The organism is Niallia sp. WK069_GA_01 (assembly GCF_983173855.1).
The window spans coordinates 3639184-3661698 of sequence record NZ_OZ470138.1 but is presented as its reverse complement, the minus strand read 5'-3'; the positions used below and the strand labels follow the sequence as shown (position 1 = coordinate 3661698).

The 22515-nt window shown below is 33.7% G+C and carries 16 protein-coding genes and 1 pseudogene; 15 read left to right on the top strand and 2 right to left on the bottom strand.

The genetic code is table 11. The features are described from left to right. Positions 1 to 194: 194 nt before the first annotated feature. Positions 195 to 2123: a 3'-5' exonuclease gene (locus AC5LWL_RS17150; protein ID WP_493435445.1), complete on the top strand. Its 1929-nt coding sequence runs from the start codon at positions 195 to 197 to the stop codon at positions 2121 to 2123. Between the two features lie 216 nt (positions 2124 to 2339). Here AC5LWL_RS17150 and AC5LWL_RS17145 read toward each other — a convergent pair. After that, positions 2340 to 2447: pseudogene (locus tag AC5LWL_RS17145) on the bottom strand (bacitracin ABC transporter ATP-binding protein); the annotation flags it as partial. A gap of 128 nt (positions 2448 to 2575) precedes the next feature. On the opposite strand from AC5LWL_RS17145, the gene AC5LWL_RS17140 reads away from it, so the two are divergent. Then, positions 2576 to 2881 carry a hypothetical protein gene (locus AC5LWL_RS17140; protein WP_493435444.1) on the top strand — a complete coding sequence of 102 codons (306 nt, stop codon included), beginning with the start codon at positions 2576 to 2578 and terminating at the stop codon, positions 2879 to 2881. Between the two features lie 428 nt (positions 2882 to 3309). Beyond that, on the top strand, positions 3310 to 3453 hold the full coding sequence (locus AC5LWL_RS17135; RefSeq protein ID WP_493435443.1) for a hypothetical protein: 144 nt from the start codon (positions 3310 to 3312) through the stop codon (positions 3451 to 3453). 105 nt (positions 3454 to 3558) lie between these two features. Here the strand turns inward: AC5LWL_RS17135 and AC5LWL_RS17130 are convergent, their stop codons facing one another. After that, complete coding sequence (locus tag AC5LWL_RS17130; protein WP_493435442.1) at positions 3559 to 3909, bottom strand: hypothetical protein; 351 nt, start codon at positions 3907 to 3909, stop codon at positions 3559 to 3561. A gap of 564 nt (positions 3910 to 4473) precedes the next feature. Between AC5LWL_RS17130 and AC5LWL_RS17125 the strand changes: the two genes are divergently transcribed. From AC5LWL_RS17125 to AC5LWL_RS17070, 12 genes are all read left to right on the top strand, one after another. Continuing rightward, positions 4474 to 6408: a hypothetical protein gene (locus tag AC5LWL_RS17125; protein WP_493435441.1), complete on the top strand. Its 1935-nt coding sequence runs from the start codon at positions 4474 to 4476 to the stop codon at positions 6406 to 6408. A 271-nt stretch (positions 6409 to 6679) separates the two neighbouring features. Next, positions 6680 to 7798: a HEAT repeat domain-containing protein gene (locus AC5LWL_RS17120; RefSeq protein ID WP_493435440.1), complete on the top strand. Its 1119-nt coding sequence runs from the start codon at positions 6680 to 6682 to the stop codon at positions 7796 to 7798. A gap of 96 nt (positions 7799 to 7894) precedes the next feature. Continuing rightward, positions 7895 to 8437, top strand: a complete 543-nt coding sequence (locus AC5LWL_RS17115) for a hypothetical protein (RefSeq protein WP_493435439.1) — start codon at positions 7895 to 7897, stop codon at positions 8435 to 8437. Between the two features lie 133 nt (positions 8438 to 8570). Then, complete coding sequence (locus tag AC5LWL_RS17110; protein ID WP_493435438.1) at positions 8571 to 9122, top strand: UvrD-helicase domain-containing protein; 552 nt, start codon at positions 8571 to 8573, stop codon at positions 9120 to 9122. A 420-nt stretch (positions 9123 to 9542) separates the two neighbouring features. After that, complete coding sequence (locus AC5LWL_RS17105; RefSeq protein WP_493435437.1) at positions 9543 to 12398, top strand: PD-(D/E)XK nuclease family protein; 2856 nt, start codon at positions 9543 to 9545, stop codon at positions 12396 to 12398. A 63-nt stretch (positions 12399 to 12461) separates the two neighbouring features. Further along, complete coding sequence (locus tag AC5LWL_RS17100) at positions 12462 to 15884, top strand: UvrD-helicase domain-containing protein (RefSeq protein WP_493435436.1); 3423 nt, start codon at positions 12462 to 12464, stop codon at positions 15882 to 15884. Next, the gene (locus AC5LWL_RS17095) at positions 15877 to 16866 is read left to right on the top strand and encodes a helix-turn-helix transcriptional regulator (protein ID WP_493435435.1); all 990 of its coding nucleotides are present in this window, start codon (positions 15877 to 15879) and stop codon (positions 16864 to 16866) included. The genes AC5LWL_RS17100 and AC5LWL_RS17095 overlap by 8 nt, the downstream gene beginning before the upstream one ends. Positions 16867 to 17170: 304 nt before the next feature. Next, on the top strand, positions 17171 to 17323 hold the full coding sequence (locus tag AC5LWL_RS17090; RefSeq protein ID WP_493435434.1) for a hypothetical protein: 153 nt from the start codon (positions 17171 to 17173) through the stop codon (positions 17321 to 17323). Between the two features lie 403 nt (positions 17324 to 17726). Beyond that, entirely contained in the window at positions 17727 to 18320 is a 594-nt protein-coding gene (locus tag AC5LWL_RS17085) for a cell wall hydrolase (RefSeq protein WP_493435433.1), read from the top strand. A 751-nt stretch (positions 18321 to 19071) separates the two neighbouring features. Beyond that, positions 19072 to 19842 carry an IclR family transcriptional regulator gene (locus AC5LWL_RS17080; protein WP_493435432.1) on the top strand — a complete coding sequence of 257 codons (771 nt, stop codon included), beginning with the start codon at positions 19072 to 19074 and terminating at the stop codon, positions 19840 to 19842. A 511-nt stretch (positions 19843 to 20353) separates the two neighbouring features. Continuing rightward, the gene (locus AC5LWL_RS17075) at positions 20354 to 21442 is read left to right on the top strand and encodes an ABC transporter ATP-binding protein (protein ID WP_493435431.1); all 1089 of its coding nucleotides are present in this window, start codon (positions 20354 to 20356) and stop codon (positions 21440 to 21442) included. 87 nt (positions 21443 to 21529) lie between these two features. Continuing rightward, positions 21530 to 22486 (top strand): carbohydrate ABC transporter permease, encoded by a 957-nt coding sequence (locus tag AC5LWL_RS17070; RefSeq protein WP_493435430.1) that lies wholly within the window; start codon positions 21530 to 21532, stop codon positions 22484 to 22486. Positions 22487 to 22515 lie beyond the last annotated feature (29 nt).

Here is a 22515-nt window from a genome sequence, read left to right as displayed (position 1 = left end):
AACTTCTTTAAAAGATTTTACTTTGAAGGAAGTTCTTTTTTATGAGGAATGGCAGCATGAAATTATTCATTTATTTACAAATTTAAGTGAATTTGTATGATATAATCAGTTTTATAGTTAATATGACATAGTTGCAATAGCATAGAATGAAATATGTAAATATACATAAAATGGATGTATTGGAGTGAATGCAAATGGCTCAGACGGTTCCAGAGTCCATAAGGTCTAGTGCAACAGCTGGAGAACGTTTGCTATTTCGAACGTTAAAAATGTATTTACCAGATGATTATATCGTTTATTATGAACCAGAGATATTAGGGAAACGCCCGGATTTTGTAATTATCGGTCCAGATTTGGGATTGGTCGTATTAGAGGTCAAGGACTATACAAAACAAACTTTGCTTCGTATAAATCCTGATAATTGGACGATTGTCTCGAAAAAAGGGGAGCAAGCAACAGTAAAAAGCCCGATTAAACAAGCCAGGGAGTATATGTTTCATATTGTTGATGTATTAAGAAAGGATCTACATTTAATTCAAACTGAAGGAAAATATCAAAATCAATTAAAGTTTCCATATGGTTTTGGCGCTGTTTTTACCCGGTTACATCAAAAGGATTTTGTGAAAGAGGGTCTTTATCATGTGGTTGAACCAAACCTATGTTTAACAAGAGATGAAATTGATCCAGATAAAGAGGGCTTTTCTGAAGAAAATTTAGTGGAAAAGATTATTAATATGTTTGTTGTACCGTATAGATTAAGAAAAAATCTTGAGATGAATGAAATAGATGCTATACGTTATCATCTTTTCCCAGAAGTGCGAATTAGTGCGGAGTTTAAGAAGCCAGTTCCTTATCAAGATCAACTTCTTTTATCGTTGCATGATATTAAAACAATGGATATTCATCAAGAAAATTTAGCAAAACAAATTGGGGATAAGAATCGATTAATTCGTGGCGTTGCTGGTAGTGGGAAAACGTTAATTTTAGCTAGTCGTGCAAAACTATTATTAAAAGAACATCCGGATTGGAAAATTCTCGTGTTGTGTTATAACATTTCCCTTTCACGAAATATTAAACAAATTATTCGTCATATGCTAGAAGAACCAGATAGTTTATTTGATTTTACGAAAAACACATCGGATAGTATACATACCGGAACACATGAAAACGTAATTGTTCGAAATTTTCATGAATGGTTAAAGTTTGATTTACAGATTAGAGAGAACCAAATATCTGAAATTATTGAAAAATTACAAAATAAAGAAGCGATATTACCTACATATGACGCTATCTTAATTGATGAAGGACAGGATTTTGAATCGGATTGGCTGGCACTGGTTAGTGAAACTCTTAACAAAAAAACACAATCATTGTTGCTGGTGGAAGATCGTGCCCAAACGATTTATAAGAGACAAAGAAGTTATGTTAAGGATACAGGGTTGAGTTTTCAAGGGCGTTCAAAAATCTTGTCTATTAATTATCGAAATACAGCTCAGATTGTAAAGTTTGCGTGGGATTTTTACCAAGCCCATTCTTATTTAAAAAATAAGGTGGTTACACGTGAACATGAAGGGGAAGTGATTGCACCGCAAAGTACAAGAAGAAGAGGACCTGAAGCAGCACTTGTAAAAGCAGATAACTTCGGACACGAATTACGCATCGTGTCAAGACAGATTAAAAAGCTTCACGAAGATAAGAAAGTACCATATTCTGAAATGCTTATTCTTTATAGAGTGAAACGGACGCATAAAGTAAATTTCATTGATGCGATTAAACATTCACTAATGAAAGAGGAAATCCCATTTTGTTGGATTACAGAAAATGAACACGCGAAAAGAAAATTTGATCGAGAGGAAGACACTGTAAAAATAAGTACGATTGATAGTAGCAAAGGTCTTGATTTTCAGGCTGTTTTCATTGTAAATGTAGACAACATGCCATTTCCATTAGAAGAAGATAAAGAACGAGAAATTGCATTACTTTATATAGGCATGACAAGAGCTAAACAGTATCTTTGCCTTTCTTATTCTGGAGAATCAGCGTTCACCAAGTACTTTGAAGAAATAAAGGAAAAGCAAACGGACGCATCAGAGGGAAATGAAAAAGTGTTAATAAATGAATAAGAGGATAGAACTGTAAGTAAAACCCAAACGTTGTACTCTGTCTCCAGCGCTTTGGAAATTGACGAGGCAGAGGAATCTATTCTTTAAGAATGGACGAAAGAGATTTGTGTGTATCGGTTGAATTGGTATTTTGAGAGGAGAAACAAATGCTAGCAAAAATAAAAAAAGTAAAGTTTGAGCCAGAGTATAAAAATCCAATTTATAAGGTTATTCTTGCTTGTCCTTCATTTCGCTCACTTTTTTTCCGTCCAATGTTAATGGTAGGACAATATTTTCTTCAAGCGTTAAGGTATAAAGTAAATTAAAGTCTTGAAAGACGAAGCCTCATAAAGGGGAGGCAGGTATTAACTACTGTCTCTTTTTAGATGTCAGTCAATCTAGTCTTTGAAGTTGCAACAATAAGTTGTAATAGTGGGAAAAGCGTATATAATGAAAAGAGGGAGGTGAAAGAAATGCAAGAGGAAAGACTAGACAGAATCGAGAATGTGTTGACGCAATTAGTTAAAATGGTAGGAACCACGAATCAAAAACTACAAGAAATGAATGCAGACATGAAAGCGATAGAAGTGAACACGAATCAAAAATTCGAACAATTCGATGCTAACTTTAATCAAAAGCTACATGAGATCGAAAAGAAAATCGATAATAAACTATATAAGATGGAAAATAAGAATGAAGAACGTCATAGTCAAATCTTAGAAAAACTAAATGTAATAAAGGTAGATCAAGACTTTATATGGGAAAAAAACAGTACGTAATGAGCGTGAAATTGCAATTTTAAAAAACAAGTAAAAGAAGGAGCTTTGTTTACACCACATTCTTCATAAACTTCATTTAAATTCCACTTTATAACACAATAAAAAAATCCGAATACTCCCCTTCCTATACAAGCACTATGAATTGCTGGTCACAGTGACGACCCGAAGTAAGGCGGAATTTGTCGAAGGCTGATAGATTAAAAGAATTTTGGATTTTTGCACTGCTCCCCATACAATCAATCTAAGCTCAATAAGAATAAAAATGCTGATACTCTCTCTACGCTACATAGCTCGAAAGGATTAGGGTTTCTTCGAGTAATTATCAAAATGGAAAAAGGTATTTTAGACAAGGGAAGGTACAAAATTTAATTTGTGACGAAGGAAAAGGTAGATGGAGTGCGACTGTATCTGGATCAAAGAGATATCAAGTGGTGATTCAGGAAATAGATAATAAGTATAAATGTTCGTGTAACTGTCCAGCTTTTAATAATTGGTATGATGAAGAATGTAAGCATATTGCTGCAGTTTTATTTGAGATTCAGGAATCAGAAGCGGTGTGGCCGTACGAATAACCTGCGAGAAAAAATAGAATAGAAGAAAGACAACGAATGCTGGAGAGACAACAAGCGGAGCTGATAGGAGAAGGTGCATGTCCCCCAGTACTTTAGACAAATCAACTATACCAAATGATGGGGTGTTTTTTCATGCATATTTATTTGTAAATGACTAACAGCATCATGAATATTAGTATGCTTGTTTAATTTAATTTGGATACCGCCTTTTTGGAAAGTTTTATACAGAAATTGTGATACTGATTTGGCAACATCTTCTTGACTGTCTAACCTTTGAATGTAAACTGGCATTGGAAAGCAGAATTCTATTAAAACATCGCCTCTTATTAGAGGAATATAACCATCATTATAGTAATAGTAATATTTTTGCTGATTATCCGCAGTTATTTCCTGCTTAATTTTTATTTTATTCTGCTCATAACATTTGTCATGAAGTTCTTTAGCATTTGAATTCAAAATAACTTAAATTTCTATTGGATGAGAAATATCATTCTGATGAAAGTCATACAAATCAACGCATTTTCTTGTGTGCTAGAACAACTCGTAAGCCTTTAGTATATTTGATTTTCCAGACGAATTCTCCCCAATTAAAAAAACGACATCAGTTGATTGAAAGTCTAATATAACAGGAATGCTACCGATACTTCTGAAATTTTTATCTTTAATACTTAGTATACCTATGATTTTTATAAAATGAGTATTTTCCTTTAGGGGTTATGGTTCTTTATCATTTATTTTCAAGAAGCATGGGGGTTAATAGGGACTATAAATATTATTACTAAACCACGACTTTTTAGGGAGTTTTACCTTTACTTTCAAAATTAAAGGACATAACATAACAAGGGAATCATTAATTTGACCCATTTCACTATGCCATGTCCTATATTTGCAATATTAGTTTATTCAAGAAAATATTTATTTATTCTTAATACAATTATATAAATATTTTTTGTTCATGTCAATAATTTTTTTAGTTTTTATGATATCCTAAATAAAAAAAATGGAACTGAGGTAAAAATTGTGTCAGAAGGAAAATTGTTAGGTGGGCAGTGTTATTTCATTAGCAAAGTATTGGAGTATTTTGACTTTAGTAATCAGCAGATGCCGATATTCTATAAAGCATTACAAGATAAACGGTATGATAGTATTGTTCTAATGTTTCATGAATTTTTAGAGATTGAAAAAGATATCAGAGAGGGAACTAGTGATAAGACAAAGTTAAAACATAGCATGAATAGTTCTTTAAAAAGTATTCTGTTTCATTGTAAACAAAATCCGTGGGTGTTAAAAGGACAGTTATCAAGGGATGTTAACTTTTTGATAAAAAGAATAGATCAATACTTAAAAGATGAAGAGAAAGAAAAGGACTGTACATCAATACGCTTATCTATTTCTAGTTTAGCCAAAAGATATGAATCTGAAAGTTTAATAAGCGAATACATAGATTTTATTTTGAATGAACCATTATCTTTTAAGGAAATAGACTTGTTAGTTCAATATTTTATCAGCGAAATCATTCTACTAGGGTATTCTTTTAAGTATTTAAGTGAATGGAAGCAAAAATATAAACAGCTAAATAAATATACTAAAGACCTAAATAAAGTTGAATTAGAGGAAAAATTATTATTATTTAAAGATCTAATTAAAGAACCTATTAGGTATTTGATTATAATTAATAGTTGGTTACCAGATGAATTGAAAAATGATCTCGATCAAAATGGATTTATAAATATAGAGTTTAAATATGAGAAATTAAATGGAGAAGAAGAAAACGTGGTTATAGAAAAAGCAGAAAAACTAAACTACCCGAAATCCGAGCAATATAAAAATTTATTGGTAGAAGTTGTTGCGTACGACAAATATAAAGCCATCGAAAAAGTAGTAAAAAATCTTGAAGGTTATCTTGAGATGTATAAACATCACCTTAATTTTGATAAAAAAGCTGTTAATGTAAGCTGTTTACTTAAAGTTGGAGAAGAATATTGGAAACAAATGAGAACCGATAATGTAGATAACCAAATTTTTAATAAAAAAATAAGTAAACGAGAGAATGAGGACATTAAAGATTTTATATCAGTTAGAGATAAAGTTAGAAAACAAGAAGGAACTATTACTTCAAGTATTAAGCAACTAAATAACTCACTTGAGATTTTGAAGAAGTCAAATGAGAATTCACCGGAAAATAGACTGTTAAATAATTGGTCTGGTCTTGAATATATATTAAATACATATGAGGGCAAAAGTATAATTGGAAAGGTAATTGATGTCATTCCAAAAGTGATATGTCTATATCTTATTAAAGATCGAATGAATATACTATGGGATAACCTAGTCAAGATAAAATCGAGTAAGGATTATGAAAAAATTGATGTAATAGAAGAAATATTTTCTAATTTTTCAGAAAGGGAAGAGAAATATGATAAGAATAAGCTTGTAGAATATTTAAGCACAGAACAGAATCTAAAAAAATTGTATACTGCTTTAGAACAGAATGTAATCATGCAAAGGGAAATTGCCTATCTAAGAGAGATGTTTATTAGTATTGGTACGTTTATTGTTAATATAAAAGCTCTCCATGAGTCGATTGAACATGATTTGACAAGAATATATCGGTTGAGAAACAAGTTAGTTCACTCTGAAAATAATGTTTCATTTAATATAGATATATTTACTATCCGTCTAAATAAGTATATTAACTCACTCATTGGAACTTTAATACATTATTTGAAAAGGCAGCCGAACCTACTAATTTCTGAAATTTTAAATTCAATACATGAAACTTATGAATGGTATATAAGTATGTTGGAAAATGCAGAAATAAAAGAAAAACAAATAGGAAAGGAAAAAGCAGAAGGAAAAAATGATAAGAAAGAACAAGAGAAAGAAGGAGAGAAAGGTATAAAAGCATTTGTGGATATAAATACAGTTGCCTTTCCGCCTTATCTATTTATGTAGGTTATATCTTTTAGCTCTTCGTCACTGTGACGACCCGCATATTGCAATCAGCTTTCTCTATAAATTTATGATCGGTGTACAAACGATGTTTTAAATCGTCACTGTCAGGCATAGAAAGGGGAAAATATTAGTTAATATTTTCTAAAAACACAAAAAATAAACCACTGTTTTACTTTGACTTACTGATGAAGTAAAATTTATATTAAATGATTGCAAACCGATGTATCTTCATATTTTACCATATCAGAAACACAGTGAAAGGATTCATGTTATGACATTTTTAGAACAGATCAAACCACACTTAATAAGTCGTGATGCGCTTATTCAAGATACGGTGCTTCAAGCGCTGCATCATTATCCCAATGTCCCTGAAGAATGGACACTCGCATTATTAGAAGAAGCTTTTAAGAATAGAGAAAAGCAATCGGCTATCTTAATTGATGTCGAAAACCAACCAATTAAAGAGGAAGCAGTTAAAATTCTAATAGAAAATATGCCAAAGATGAATCAATCAAAGATACATCTTGCGAAAAAATTGTTGAACAATATTGAACCAGAACTTGCGCTTAAATATAGGCAATCACTAGAAAAATATATTAATAAAGACATGTGGTCATTGTATAAGCTTTTAATCAATGGAACTGAAGAAGACGTATACTCAGAATATGGGCAAACATTAGCTGACTTTGAACATTCAGAGACCTATCAGTATGATCTGTATATAAAAGCAAAGACAATTGCAGCATGGCTCGTAAAAAAGAATTGGATCACAGAAGATGAAATTGGTTGGGTTCTTGAAGAAGAATTAAAAAATCCTTTCATTTCATTTAATGGGATTCTAAATGTGTACATGGCTGGGTTATTAAAACTAGATAAGCATATTCCATTACTCGCAAGCTTACTTGTCCGTGATGAAGATATTTTGTTAGAGGAAATTTGTGAGGCGCTGATTAGATTCCAATCTGATGAAGTCGTGAATGCGGTTAAACCTTATATAAATAATCAGGAGTCCATCATTTTTGCTTTATCTATACTAGAAAACATTAAATCAAATCTGTCTATTCAGGTATTAAGAGAAGCTTATCATTCAGCAACAAGTTTGGAAGATGAAGATATGATTGTCGAAGCGCTTTGTCATCAGTTGTCTGTAGATGCACTGCCTGAAATCGCGCATCATATGGAAAAAGAGTATTTTACAACAATTGTTGATATTGAACTAACAGCATATAGTTACTACTCAATATTAGGGCTCGCGCATCCTGGTCTAGAAGGATGGAAGGATGCTGCTTCAGAAAGAGAGATGGACTTTAGGGAAATTATGACGCAGGATACAAGTGTACTTTCAAACATACCCATTCGAAACGAAGGGGCTATGGGGTCTGACCCCTGAAAAGGAAAATCTTCAAAAGAATAATGTATTATATATTTTAGAGGAACCTGGTGCAGGATCTAAATCATTAAATAAATAGAGGAGTTTCAAGAATTTATGGAGAAGATCATGGTAGACACTTACAAATTAGACAGAATTTCAACTAGAATGGCGAAAGATTTCGGAACGATTTCTAAAGGACAAGAAGAACATTATGCATATCCTCTTTCGGTAATGGAAGGTAATATGTTGAAACTCCATCGTGAAGAATCTAATCGCTCAGGTCGAAAAGCATTAACGGCGATTCAAATGTCCCTGCTTACCGTAGATGGATATATAAAACAAGTTGAGTACGATTTTAGTAGTCATGCTACTCCGGAAAATCAGGCTTTATTACATGGGCTTCTTATGAGTTTTGACCCTTTTACAAATAGAGAAATTCATGAAGTAGTAATGGAGGATGGCAATTTTTTTGATGCAAAGAAATATTTCGAGATACCGATTAAATGCTTGTTAAGGATTGAAAAATCCATTATACAATGGACGAAACAATTTGGGCCGAACGGTTATTTTATCTTTATCGAGAATCATATGGGACAGATGATAAAGCAGGATGATATAATGAATTTTGCTATTTTAACCGATGAAAAGAAGCTTTGATCACCATTTTGTATTAACAGGGTATTTAACTAATAAGTAGGCTTAAGAACAAGGTGCCTGACCCTCAATGCGGTGATGATTTAATGAGCTAGGGGGCAGGAATCTTATTTAAATCTCTCAAGGGTGAATTTATATGAACCAAAAGGAAGATTTTTTTGAAAGAAAAAAGAGGCAATTAGGTGTTCATTTAAATGAAATGCAGAAAAAGGCGGTTCTTCATACGGAGGGACCTTTACTGTTGTTAGCAACCCCTGGTTCGGGGAAAACAACAAATATAATTGAAATCATTGACCTAACCATAAAACAGGTTTGGATAAACCAAATAAAAAATGATTACCAAAACTTCTATTTATTAAAAGAAGATACTTTGAAAAATGCTCTGTATTTTCATATTAGAAATCAATTAACGGACAAGTTTTTGTCTGATAACAATATTAGAATTTATACGGAATTTCATTATAAAAATAGTATTGCTGATATTGCTATTGTTCATATAAAGGACAATCAAGGTGAAGCACATCTAAAAGATAGGATAGATGAAGTAATAGCGGTTATTGAGATAAAATATAAATCTAATGGAAATGTTTCTCCATTTGAAAGTGATATTGTAAAAGTGGCAAGGTACATAGAAGGAGAAAGAGATTTTACGCAATATTATCTTGCGTTTATTCATGAGATTGAATAGGAGTTTGAATTAGGTGTATCGTGGTTAACTAAGGAACAACAAAAATTAGTAAAAGGACGATTAACAGAATTATCCGGATATTATGCAGTGGAAAAGTTGGTATGGGAGATACTATCTCATAACAATTTGAATAAAGATTTTCTGGATAAATAGAAATATGCTTAAGTACACTAGCTATAAAAGAACGATACGGTTTCAGAAGCAAAACGCTTAAAGTTTTACTTCATAAAGTGACAATTAGAAAATAAATTGTCTACAAATAAAGTAAATGCAAAATAATCTTCACCTAATTGATAGGTGGGGATTATTTGCGTTTATAAGAAGAATAAAAAAATCCCTCTTCCTCCCAACTTATCCTATTTTTACCCCACCATTTAGCTTATAATGGAAATAGGTACATTTACTTAAGGGGTGATTAAATTGGGTGAGTTATTTTTTACTGCATTTCAGGATATTGCTTCACAGGAACGGTTAAATGATTGGTATCAAAAGCAATCAATGAAACAAAAACCTCTCTATTATATTCTTCCGTCGTCTAAGTGGTTTCGGTCTGCTCGGAAGCTGCAGCCGGGTATTGCGTATCAAACTTTTGATGATTTGGCGACACTTATTTTGCAAACTGCTTCTATTCCTTTTACACCCATAACAGAAGATGATCGCTATTTCTTTTTTTACGATATTTTAAATCAAACAAACCAATTTTTATCCGAGAATTTACTTTCCAAAAAAGCAAAGGCCTATAATGACAGCTACGGTCAGTTGAAACGTCTTGGTTTTCCGGTGGAGGATACTCCTGCTCCGTTGGAAAAATTAAAAGAAGTTTTTTATACATATGAAGAAATCTATCAGGATGGAAAAGGCTTTTTCGATCCGGAAAATCGAATCGGTAAAGCAGTTGAGGTTCCAATTTCAAAGGATTCTTTCCCTTTAAGTCATGTGGTGATTGACGGCTATGTTGATTTTAGTCCGGTTCAATATAAGATGATCGACTATCTCTTAATGAACAATATTCCCGTTACTATATACTTGCCTGCATTGGATACACCTATCATTGCTGAAACGGCTGCTGCTTTAAAAAGAATGGGAATGTCCATTCAGCAGGAAAGCATTCCTACTATCGAACCGATGTTGCTAACAAGCTCAGTAAGTGCAGCCACGACAATTGAAGAAGAAATACATGGAGCTTTAGAAAGCATACATACAAAAAAAACGAATAGTTTTCAAGATTTCGCGATTGTTTTAGCCAATGAAACAGCCTACTTACCGGTATTAGAACGAATTAGTGAGGAAAAGCAGATTCCAATAAAACGAGCAAAGAAACTCCCGTTATCGGATTCTATTCTTTTTTCCTTTCTTCATCTCGCTTTAGAAAAAAACGAAACCCCTACGAAATGGGATCAGGTGCCATTGGTAGATATGTTAGCAAAGCTATGTTTTTTAACCCCAACTGATTTTAATACGTTAAAAGCAGCGTTTATCCATACTGAGGAACTAGTAATAGAAGAAATATCCTCATTAATGGAAAAAACAAAAAGCTTCCAATGGAGCTTGCCTGAAAAAGCATCTATCTCTGATTACATAAATGAGCTAGTTGATTTTTTAGCTTCACTTGAGCTTTTCTCCTTCTGGAATAAAAAGCTGTTAGATGGAAATAAGCAGGAAAGTCATCAAATTGCTTTTGCTATTCGTTCTTTAAAAAGAACCACTGAACTTTTACAAAAGCAAAAGGAAGAAGACATATTACCAACAAGCAAGATTATCGTTTCAATCGAAACGTTTAAGGAGAAGCTGCTAGTTAATTTGGAAGAGGAATCATTGTTTATCGATCGCGCTCCAACAGAAGGGATTGAAATTTTTTCTTTCCGTGATGTGCCTTTATTTAAAGGAAAGCATTTATTTGTACTTGGATTAAATGAAGGAGAGTTTCCGAAGCAGCATTCTTTAAGCGGATATTTCCAAGAACGTTATGTGGAGAATGTGGTTAGTCCTTATCCACTGCCGCTTGCTGCATATTTTATTCAAAAGGATGATGCAGCTTTTGAGCAATTAAAGTATTTAGCAGAAAATATTACTTTTTCTTTTGTACAGGGCATGAATCCTCATCAACCTTTATTGGCATCGAAATATTTAATGGATAAAGAAGTAGGGAGATGCTATTCGCATATTTCCCGATTAATAAATGATACTTATCAATCAAATAAGGAATATGAAGAAAAGATTTCTTATCATATTGGGATTGGAAAAGTGGTTCCTGAGCCACCGGTTGTGATAAGTAATTTTGCAAAGAACGTGCAGAAGCTTCAGAGCAGGGTAGAAAAAATTTCGGAAAAATGGCAGGAAACACTACGTTCCAATAGTATAGCGATTACTAGTTTAGAACGTTATGCTGGTTGTTCTTTTCTATATGGCATGGAGAGAGTACTGCAGGTAAATCCTCCAGTTGCAAAGCAATTCCGTTTAGATCCTATCCAAACAGGCAGCATGATGCATCGAATCGTGGAACAATTTTACCGAGGAGTAAAAGGGGTTTCTTTTAAGGATCTCGTTCATCACTTTAAAAATAGAGAAGAAGAAATACTTTTGGAGCTGTTTGAAAAGGAGTGGTCTTTGATTGTACATGCACATAAAGAAATTCCATTTAACTCTTTGCAAAAAGCAAAAGAGGAATGGATAAGAAGATTCCGCCGCTGGCTGGCTGCTGAAAAACGGCGGTTTTGGGATAATGAGGAGCTTCAGCATACAAGCATCTACCAATTAGAGGAAAGCATTCAATTAAAAATCGAATTGGCAAATAATCATTCGCTGACTGTTACTGGGAAAATAGATCGCATTGATGTAGATGAGCATGGATTTATGATTTACGATTATAAATCCAGCAATAAAAGCTTGGATTTTGACAACGAAATTCCTGCAGGTTTGGTATTGCAGATTCCTCTTTATCTCATGGCATTAGAGAATAAATATACGAAGGCTAACAGAACAAATAATCAACCTGTTGGGGGAGGCTATATCTCAATAAAGCAGCCGCATATACGAAAGAAAAATATGGTGTGGAGAGATGAACAACAAAAAGCCAGGTTTGAACCAGCTAGAATAAGAACGAATATCCTGCCTGTTCATCGTGAAGCATTGGAAGAAAAATACGGGATAGCTAATGTAATTGAAGAACTATGGCGTGGCACGTTTGCAGACTTTTCTATTCAGCCATTTTCAGAACAAGTTTGTACGTATTGCAACTATCAACCTATCTGCAGAATAAGAACAGAGCTGTCATAAAGGGAACCTTCCATCAGTGGGGGGACTACCCGTTAAGTGTGGGATAAAGGAGGAGCGGATCTCATGAAATTTAATAAGGAACAAAGAAACGCCATCTTTGGGAAAGAACAGTTAATTGTGGTTGCTGCAGGCGCAGGGTCTGGAAAAACAAAAGTATTATCAGAGCGTTATGTAACTATTTGTGAAGAAAAACTAAAAAGTGCTCTTCGTTTTGAATATGGGGATGAATTTGGAGCAGAGGTACCTCAAATCGTTACCCTTACTTTTACAGAGGATGCAGCATTGGAAATGAAGGATCGAATCCGCAAACGATTACTGGAAAAACGTATGTCAGTAGAAACCGAATATCCTCATTATATGGAACAAGCAAAGGCTTTTTGGACAAAGCAGTTAGAATCTTTAGAGACAAGCAGCATTTCTACCTTCCATAGTTTTTGTCAAAAAATAGTGATGGAAAATTCCTTTGAAGCAGATATTTTTCCAGATAGTTCGGTAATGGATGAAACAGAAAGTACATTAATGAAAACAGCTGTCTTTTCTGAGTTGGTAGAAGAGGGAGAAAGAAGCCAGCGGTGGGAAACTCTTTTTAAGGCAATAAACAAATTGGCTTTAAAGGATAGTATTTTTTCTGTATATGGAAAAGTAAGGGAGTATGAACAAAAAGGAAGCTTAGAGGATGCACTGAAAGTGGATGCGCTCATCACTTCGTGGGAACTGGAAAAGGAAGAAATCCTTCAAGAATTTGAAAATGATTTTTATCAATTTTTCTATCAGTATGAAATTCCGCCTAAATTAACTCCAGCTAATCAACGAATATGGAAGGAATGCTTAGCGGTTTTTCAGGCAAGTCTCCATGGAAAAAGCTTATTAGATAGCTTGCAGGCGGAAGTAAAACCGTTTAAAACGGCGCCTAAAAAAATCGCAGAACAGTTTCCAGCGTTTTATGATGTATTAACCCATTGGGTAACAATTAAGGAAAAGTTTCAACAAACAGAGGATCAAGAACAAATGGTAGAAACCATTCTTCATGAGTTCGGATCCTTCCTAAAAAGGTTCGATGAAGACTATCAGTTAGCAAAAAAGGAAGCAGGGAAACTAGATTTTTCTGATTTGCAGCAAATCGCACAGCAATTACTTCATCAACCAGCGGTCCAAAACTATTATTCTTCATTATATAAACATTTTTTAATAGATGAAGCGCAGGATACCAATTCATTGCAGTTACGTATTGTCGAAAGAATAAACCCTTCTTATCGATTTATCGTCGGTGACAGCAAGCAGTCTGTATATCGATTTCGGGGAGCGGATGTTCAGTTGTTAAATCGTTTGGCCATACAGGCTGAAGAAGAAGAGGGATCTGCTTTTATCGATATGAACATCAATTATCGCACATGTGAAAGCATTATTAACTTTATCAATTTGCTTTTTCAACAAGAGCATGTGATGGGATTAGAAAGGAAAGAAAATGATCCTTTATATAAAACCATATACTCTCCGTTATGCGCTTTTCGAAATAATGAATTTGCTAAGCAGCAGCGTGTCGAATTAATAAAAGTGACAGAAGAGAAAGAAGCGAGCCTGGAGGAGAATCAATATATCATGCTTGCTCGTCGTATGCTGGAGTTAAAAAAAGAAAAAGCAAGGATCTTTGATAAGGAGCTGAATACAGAAAGGTCTGTTGAATGGCGGGATATGGCTGTTCTTTTGGCATCAAGAACCAATTTACCCTTATTAGAGATGGCACTTAGAAGATATGATATTCCATACAATGTATACGGTGGATTAGGCTTTTATCAGCGCCAGGAAGTAATCGATTTTCAAAATCTTTTATGTTGGCTAAATAAGCCTTACGAACCTTATTACATAATGGCTGTATTAAGAAGTCCAATGTTTGCAGTAACGATGGAGGAGTTTTTAGAAATTCAATTTCACTATGGAGAGGATTCGAATATTAGCAGATTTATTTATGAGAACCAATTTCGTGATAATACAGGTGGGAAGCTGAAACAAAAGCTGGAAAACTTTTATCAACTTTTTGAATATTTCGTTCCTTTCAGTTGGAAAGGTTCTATTTATGGAGACTTGCATCATTTATTCGATGTAAGTGGGTTGAAAAAGGTCTTGCTTTTACAAAAGAATAACGTAATGAAAGTAGGAAACGTAGAAAAGTTAATCGATATCATTGAGAGTTTACACGCCAGATCAATGGAGGAAATGTTAGCTGATTTACAGGTTCTTATAGAGATATCTGAAAAAGAGGGAGACGCAGATGTGGAATTAACAGGTGGTGATTTTATCCATATCATGACCGTTCATGCATCGAAAGGATTGGAATTTCCTGTTGTATGTGTTCCCCATCTTTCAAGGTCACTTACACCTGATAGAGAGTCACTTCGTTTTGATTTAGAAGAAGGATTAGCAGTGACTTTTAAGATGGAGAATGAAGAAGATCTATTAAGAGATCCAGTTAGTATAAGTTCTGCTAACTTTAAACAACTGGCTGAACGAAATAAAGATCAAGCGGTCGAAGAATCAAAACGTTTATTCTATGTTGCGTTAACTCGAGCTCGTGATTATTTAGTGTTGTCATCAAAGGATAAAATACAAAAGGATACTTGGTATGAATGGCTATGTGCTGCTTTAGAAAGGGATGGAAATATAAATAAGGTTATCCGAATTTCAGACGGGGTGGAAGAACAGACTGTAGAAACTGCAAAATCACAATTCTATACAGGACCAACTGAAAAAATAGAAAGAAGTATACCTATTTCATTTTCTGTTTCCGAAGTAATTAGCTACATGAATGATCCGGAAGCTTTTGTGAAGAAACATATCTTAAATCTGGAAGATAGCTGGATAATCGAAACTGAAACGGAAGAAATTTTACTAATAGATGAAAAAGAGGAAGCAGATCTTGAATATAAAAAATCGGCCTATGATGCACGAGTTTTAGGTACGCTTGTCCATAGAATATGTGAGCTTATCGATAAAGGCTACCATAAAAATGAGGCATATAAAGAAGCATTTACTAGTTTGGTTCAACCTGAAGAAGAAGAGATATACAGAAAAAACGTTGCTCCTTTAGTACAAGCTTTTCAAACCAATAATAGAGGGCTGCCTATTGAAAATGAGTGGGAATTCATAGTGAATATCAATGGAGTACATATTATTGGGGAAATAGATAAAGTGGTTCAAGTGGATGGTCATTATGAAATCATGGATTTAAAAACGAATCAGATAAAAGCTAATGTAGAAGAATTATTAGACTATTATAAGCCGCAGCTCTACTTATATAAAATAGCTTATGAAAAAGAAAAACAGATTTCGATTAAAAACATGAGTTTTTTATTTTTACGCGATAAGAACCAAGGTTTATATACGATTCCTTTTGATCCTTTGTTTGAAAAAAAGGTGCTTGCTGCCATTCAAGACATGGTCGAATTAAAGAAAAGTTATATGGGAAGAATGGAGAAGATTTATGGCTGAAATACCAAATACAACGAAGATATTGGAATTGAAGAAGATTTTATCGGAAGAAACAGATGAAGTGCATAAATTATCGGTTAATGACTTGATTGAAAAGTTACAAAGATCTTTATCAACAACCGAACGCATAGATAAAAAAACGATTAAAAGGTATTTAGATTCACTAAATGAAAGTGGATTTGATATCATACAAGATGAAGAAAAATATGGAAAAATTGTATACAGTTATCAAGATAGATTATTTGAAACATATGAATTGAGAATGTTAGTGGATGCCATTCTTTCTGCACGGTTTGTAACAGAAGAACAAGCAAAAAAAATAATAGCAAAGCTAAATCAGCTAACAAGCAAGTATATTGCGAAATCATTGCCAAGTCCAATTAAATATAATAAATCAATGAATCACATCAACCATTTAACAAAAGTTTATATTGATAAAATACATCGAGCCATCGAAGGGAAAAAAGTAATTATTTTCAAATATGGAAAATATAATTTGGATCGCGAATTCGTGTTAAGCAGAAATGGTCAAGACTATGTATACCAACCTTACGAACTAATATGGGATCAAGGGTTTTATTACTTGATAGGAGAAAAAGAGAATAAAGAGGGGTTAAGTCATTATCGTGTGGATCGGATGCAAGACGTTGAAATAGTAGATAGAGGGTTTAAAAGAAAAGATGTAAACATGGATGATTATTTATATTCCACTTTTAACATGTTTACGGGTAAAGGAGAATGGGTGGAAATCCAATTTACTGGAGAGTATTTGATGAATGCTGTTATTGATAAGTTTGGAATGGATGCAAATATCAAAAAAATAGACGAGAATACCTTTACATTAAAAACGAAAGTACATGTAGGAGAAGGGTTTTATACTTGGCTTCGAGGCTGGGGCAGTAGCGTAAAAGTTTTATCACCTCCTTATGTTGTCGAGAAGATGAAAGAAGACATTGAAAAAATGAATAAAACCTATTTGTAGGGTGTGCCGTTTTTGGTACATCTCTTTTTGTATAATTTGGATATAAGCATAAGGAAGTATTTATCCCACTCTTAACGGGCAGTAAGACCCCCGCCTTAAGACTCCGAGAAATCGAGGAAGATAGGCGTTGAAACTCGCCCGTAAAGGTCCGAGTGAGAGGTACACAAACTAAGAACGCCACTTCCTGTGGCAACGTTTGTGTGATCCACATCCTGTGGAACTCAACTAACCATCAGTGGGGATGAGGAAAACCCCCACTGATGGAAGTTTACTTTATCCACCAATCATTTTAAGGAGAGATTACATGCATAAATCTATTATTCAATTATTTGACTTAGCAAAAGAAATTGATGAACTTGCAATAGAGGATTCAGCTGTTTTAATATATTTGGAGAAGAATGATCTTCTAGCTCCTCTTAATGAGATTGTGATGGTGGGGAGTGAGCAAGGAAAATAAATGGGAGGCTTGGTTGATTTTAGGGTTGCTATTCAATCGGAAAAGTAAATCGAAATGCCCGCTTCCCATGTGGAAGCGGTAAAAAATGCTGTAGTAAATAAAAAAAGTACTATCCCCTATTGCTTTAAAGCGCTATGACAGGCACTGATTTTTACAAAAACTCCTCTGTCTCTCTGTTACATAATGTTACCATACTGTAAAATTCGGTCCACATTTTCTACAAGAGAATGTTATTGGAAATTTTAATGATATGGGTAATAATTCCTCTATAATTTCTATCCCTGTATTACCATAGGTTTAAAATAGCAATCTTGCATTTTCCATGTTTTGTATCATGAATGGAAATATTACATCTGATAGCCTAATAGTAGAACAAATGAAAGACTGCTAGGAGGCACAAGGAATGAAAAAAGTTAAAAAACTAATAGCAGCCGCTGGGTTAATCGTATCTCTTTCTGCATTTACGTTAACCAATCAAACAGAGGCAGCAACAAATCACACGATACATAATGGGGAGACGTATTGGAAAATAGCAAAGGGATTCGGAATTCCGATGAATAGTTTAATGAATGCCAATAATAGTAAACCACTTATTGCAGGTGACACTATGATTCTACCAAACGCTACTATTTCCGCTGTAGATAAAGATTTAATGGCACGTTTAGTCCATGCGGAGGCAGTTGGGGAGCCTTATGCTGGAAAAGTAGCTGTTGCTGTTGTTGTACTGAACCGTGTAAAAAGTGATCAATTCCCTAATACAGTCCGTGAAGTCATCTACCAAATCTCAAACGGGCATTATGCATTCACTCCTGTACAAAATGGACAAATCAATCAGCCAGCTGATGCTGCTTCTAAACGAGCAGTAAACGAAGCAATTGCTTTAGGTGAATCAGGGAAAGGATCTTTATTTTTCTTCAATCCTAAAACTTCAAGCAGCAAGTGGATTTTTTCACGTCCCGCTACAGTGGAAATCGGGAATCATCGTTTTGCAAAATAAAAAGGATGTCTTCGAAGGGGCTGCCTCTTTGAGGACGTCCTTTTATTCTATCATTTCCATACCTTTCAATATATTTGAACAATTAAACAGCACCACATAGGACGAAATACTTTTGAAATTGAGTGTAACATTCTACTTGAGTTTCGCACCCTTAATAAACAAGGTTTTCTAAATCGTAATCTAGTTTAAACCCTTGTTATAGAAGGCTTTCCTATTAGTCCATTTTAATTGCTTATGCAGCTTTATCCTCCGTAAAAAAGGCAATGAAGTGTCTGTGGAAAGATGTAGTTCTTACAACCAAAGAACGGTTAATTTGATGGAGTCAAAGATGGAAATAGAGGATGGAAAAAGCAAACAGTTTATCCATAAAATAGATAAAAATGTACTGGGGAATTTTTACTTATTTGGATAAGTTGGATTTCCCTATCAAGCAAGGAAAGTTAAAAATTTACTCTTCATAGCTGGATAGAACAACAGGGAGCTGTTTTTATAGAAGCTCCCTGTTATACTAAAGAACTCTTCATTCCTACGTTTCAAGTAGTTCATCTAATTTGTCCAAAGCCGTTTTTAAATCTCCGTGAGCCATTTCTCCCGCTGTTTCCTCCTCGCATCAATCATTTTTCTTACTGTTCCGCCTTTTCATATATGAATATTGACGCAATAATCAGGATTTATCTATTAACATTGATTAAAATATGATGTAAAATTTAGTATTAAAGCTTCTTACTACTGAAATGAAAGGTTTGTGGAAATGGAACATTCTAATAAAAAAACAGCTATCTTAGAAACTGGCGATAGAATTTTGAAAATTCTTGAATGTTTTACAAATGATCAACCTGAATGGGGAGTTACGGAACTTAGTGAATATTTAGGATTATACAAGAGTGTAGTTCACAGAGCTTTAATAACTTTAGAACATCGTGGTTTTGTAAGCAAGAACCCAATAAGTCAAAAATACTTCCTTGGAATAAAACTCTTTGAATTGGGGATGGTAGTGGCAAATCAGATGAACTTGCGCTCCATTGCAAGACCCATTATGGAACAACTTTGTGAGGATGCAAAAGAAACAGTTATGTTAATGATAGTGGAAGGTTTAGATGGAATATGTATTGAAAAGGTGGAAAGTTCTCAAAGTGTAAGGGATACATCTCCACTTGGAAAAAGAGTGCCTCTTCACGCTGGTGCTACAACAAAAATTTTAATGGCATATCTTTCGGAGGAAAAGCTAAATCAAATTATTTCCCGTGGGTTGAAAAGATTCACCAAATATACGGTATGCGATTCGATTGAACTAATAAAGCAGCTCCAATTAATAAAAGAAAGAGGCAGTTGTATTTCATCAAATGATTTTAGTTTAGGGAGCATGGGAATAGCTGTACCTATATATGATTATACAGGCAAGGTTATAGCTGGTTTATCTATCTCTGGTTTGGAAATGAGAATGAAGGAAAATACGGATCACTTGCTTTTAAAGTGTCAACAAGCAGCCAATAGGATTTCGGAGAGGTTAGGGGGAAGATAAAAAGAAGCAGGCTCATCTAAGGTGATGTCTGCTTTAGTTCAGCTAGGTTAATGAACTAATTATAGCAAGTAAAGGACAAATTTCTGTTTATTTCAATTATTTTTTCAAAAAGTATGTTCAATTTTCTGACAAGTTTGTGTGCAGAAAAGAAGAATAGTGATAAACTAACCTCAAGTTAAGTAGATTATAGCATTTATACTATGTTAATCTTATTTTTCGATTATGGATTATGATGTATTGATGGATAACATATACTTACAAAATGAAAAAAATGAGTTGAATAAATTATTTTTTTGGATATTTAGAAGAACGACGTCCTTTAAAAGAGAACGAAAACTTCCGCAATTTATTAAACAGGTTTTCAATATTAAATATTTTAATAAATAAAATGAAAACTCATATTTGATTTGAAAGGAAAAAAGAAAGTTAAAAATATATAGTAGTGTAAAAAAATAATCAGTGATTGTAATTTTTAATATATAAAAATATTCAATAATGAGGTGTCGTTATTTTGTCGAACATTATGTTAAGCAGTATTTCAAAAAAATATCAGAATGATGCTCTAGCGGTAGATAATTTAAATATTGAAATTGAAAAGGGAGAATTTATCGTACTTGTTGGACCATCTGGCTGCGGAAAAACTACGACATTAAGGATGATAGCAGGTCTTGAAGAAATCACAGATGGTATATTAACTTTTGACAATAAAATTATGAATAATTATGCACCAGGTGAAAGGAAAATAGGGATGGTATTTCAAAGTTATGCGTTATATCCACATAAGAATGTATATGAAAATCTTGCTTTTGGCTTAAAAAAGGCTAAAGTTCCAAAGGGGAAAATCGAAAAAATTATTTATGCTACCGCTGAAATGCTTGGTTTAGATCGGCTTTTAAAAAGAAAACCAAAACATTTGTCTGGTGGGCAGAGGCAGAGAGTTGCATTAGCTAGAGCCATTGTAAAAGAACCTGATATTTTCCTGTTTGATGAGCCGCTGTCCAATTTAGATGCGAGCCTCCGTGTTTCTACAAGAAAAGAGATAGCTAAATTACATCAGAGGCTGCAAGCTACAATGATTTATGTAACGCATGATCAAGTAGAAGCAATGACACTCGGAACAAGAATAGCAGTTATGAATAAAGGAAAACTAGAACAAATAGATACCCCTACTACTATTTATCAGCACCCTAGAAATATTTTCGTTGCAAGCTTTATAGGTACACCACAGATTAATTTACTTGACGCAACTGTCGAAATAAAAGATTCTACTCCCATCATTCAATGTGTAAACCATATATGGAAACTTCCAAAAAATAAAGAGGAGAAACTATGTAAATATAATGGACAGAAAGTGATTGTAGGTCTTCGTCCAGAGGATTTATATATTGCAGAAGAAGAAAATGGGAAAGTGAAGGGGCTTATTCAGAATATAGAATATCATGGTTCCGAAACCATTATTTTTTGCAAGACAGAGGTTGGAGAAATTACAGTCAAATTAGATCGATATATTCCTTACTGCTTAGGAGATTCTATCAAATTAGGGTTTGAAAATAAGAAATTGCATATTTTTGATGCCACTACTGAGCAAAATATATTTTAATCGTTTATAACTAAAAACTTTTTAGGAGGTGATGCTATTAAACTTTAAAATCTTGGGTGTTTTATAAAGTGATATGGAGGGGATTGTTTGGAAACCCAAATAACCAAAGACAATATAGAGAAGAAAAAAATATATAAGTATAATTCTATTAGTCTTAATAAAAGAATGGACCGTATTTCCGAATCAAAAACTGCTGCTATCTATTTATTGCCATCTTTAATTTTGATTTTTTTAACGATTGTTTTTCCTATTATCTATTCATTCATCATGTCTTTGACAAATGTTAAATTTAAGGCGGGCATTTTAGATTTTGAATTTGTAGGTCTAGACAATTATCTTAAGATATTATCCGATCAAAGAATCCAGAATATTTTGACTAATACGGTTGTATTTACAGTTATCAGTGTTTTAGGAACCGTTATTATAGCTTTTGCTATTGCGTTGTCTATTCATCATGGTGTATGGGGGTCTTGGCTTTTTAAAAGATTGTTCCTCATTCCTTGGGCGCTGTCAAATGTAGTAAATGCTCTGATGTGGCAATGGATGTATAGTGCAAGCAATGGAATATTTAATTATATCTTAATGAAACTGCATATTATAGATGAATATAAAATGTGGCTAACAGAGCAGTCAACTGCCATGGGAGCGATTATTCTCGCAGATATATGGAAAAGCACTCCTTTTGCAGCATTGCTGATATTGGCAGCGTTGCAAAGTGTTCCAAAAGAATTATATGATGCATCAAAAGTAGATGGGGCAGGGACAATTGAGCAATTTAAAAGCATTGTTCTTCCGACGATTAAGCCAGTTTTATTTGTGGTGATGGTTACTCAAACCATGTGGACATTAAGAGTTTTTGACATCATTAGTGTATTGACTAAAGGGGGGCCAGTGGACAGTACGATGGTGTTAAATGTATATGCTTATGATCAATCTTTTCGATATATAAATCTAGGTTATGGTTCTGCATTGGCATGGTTAATTACCATTATTACATTAATTATCACAATATTTTATTTGAAGATACTTGGAAAGGAGAACTAAGCTGCATAGCTGAATTCATTAAATTAAAG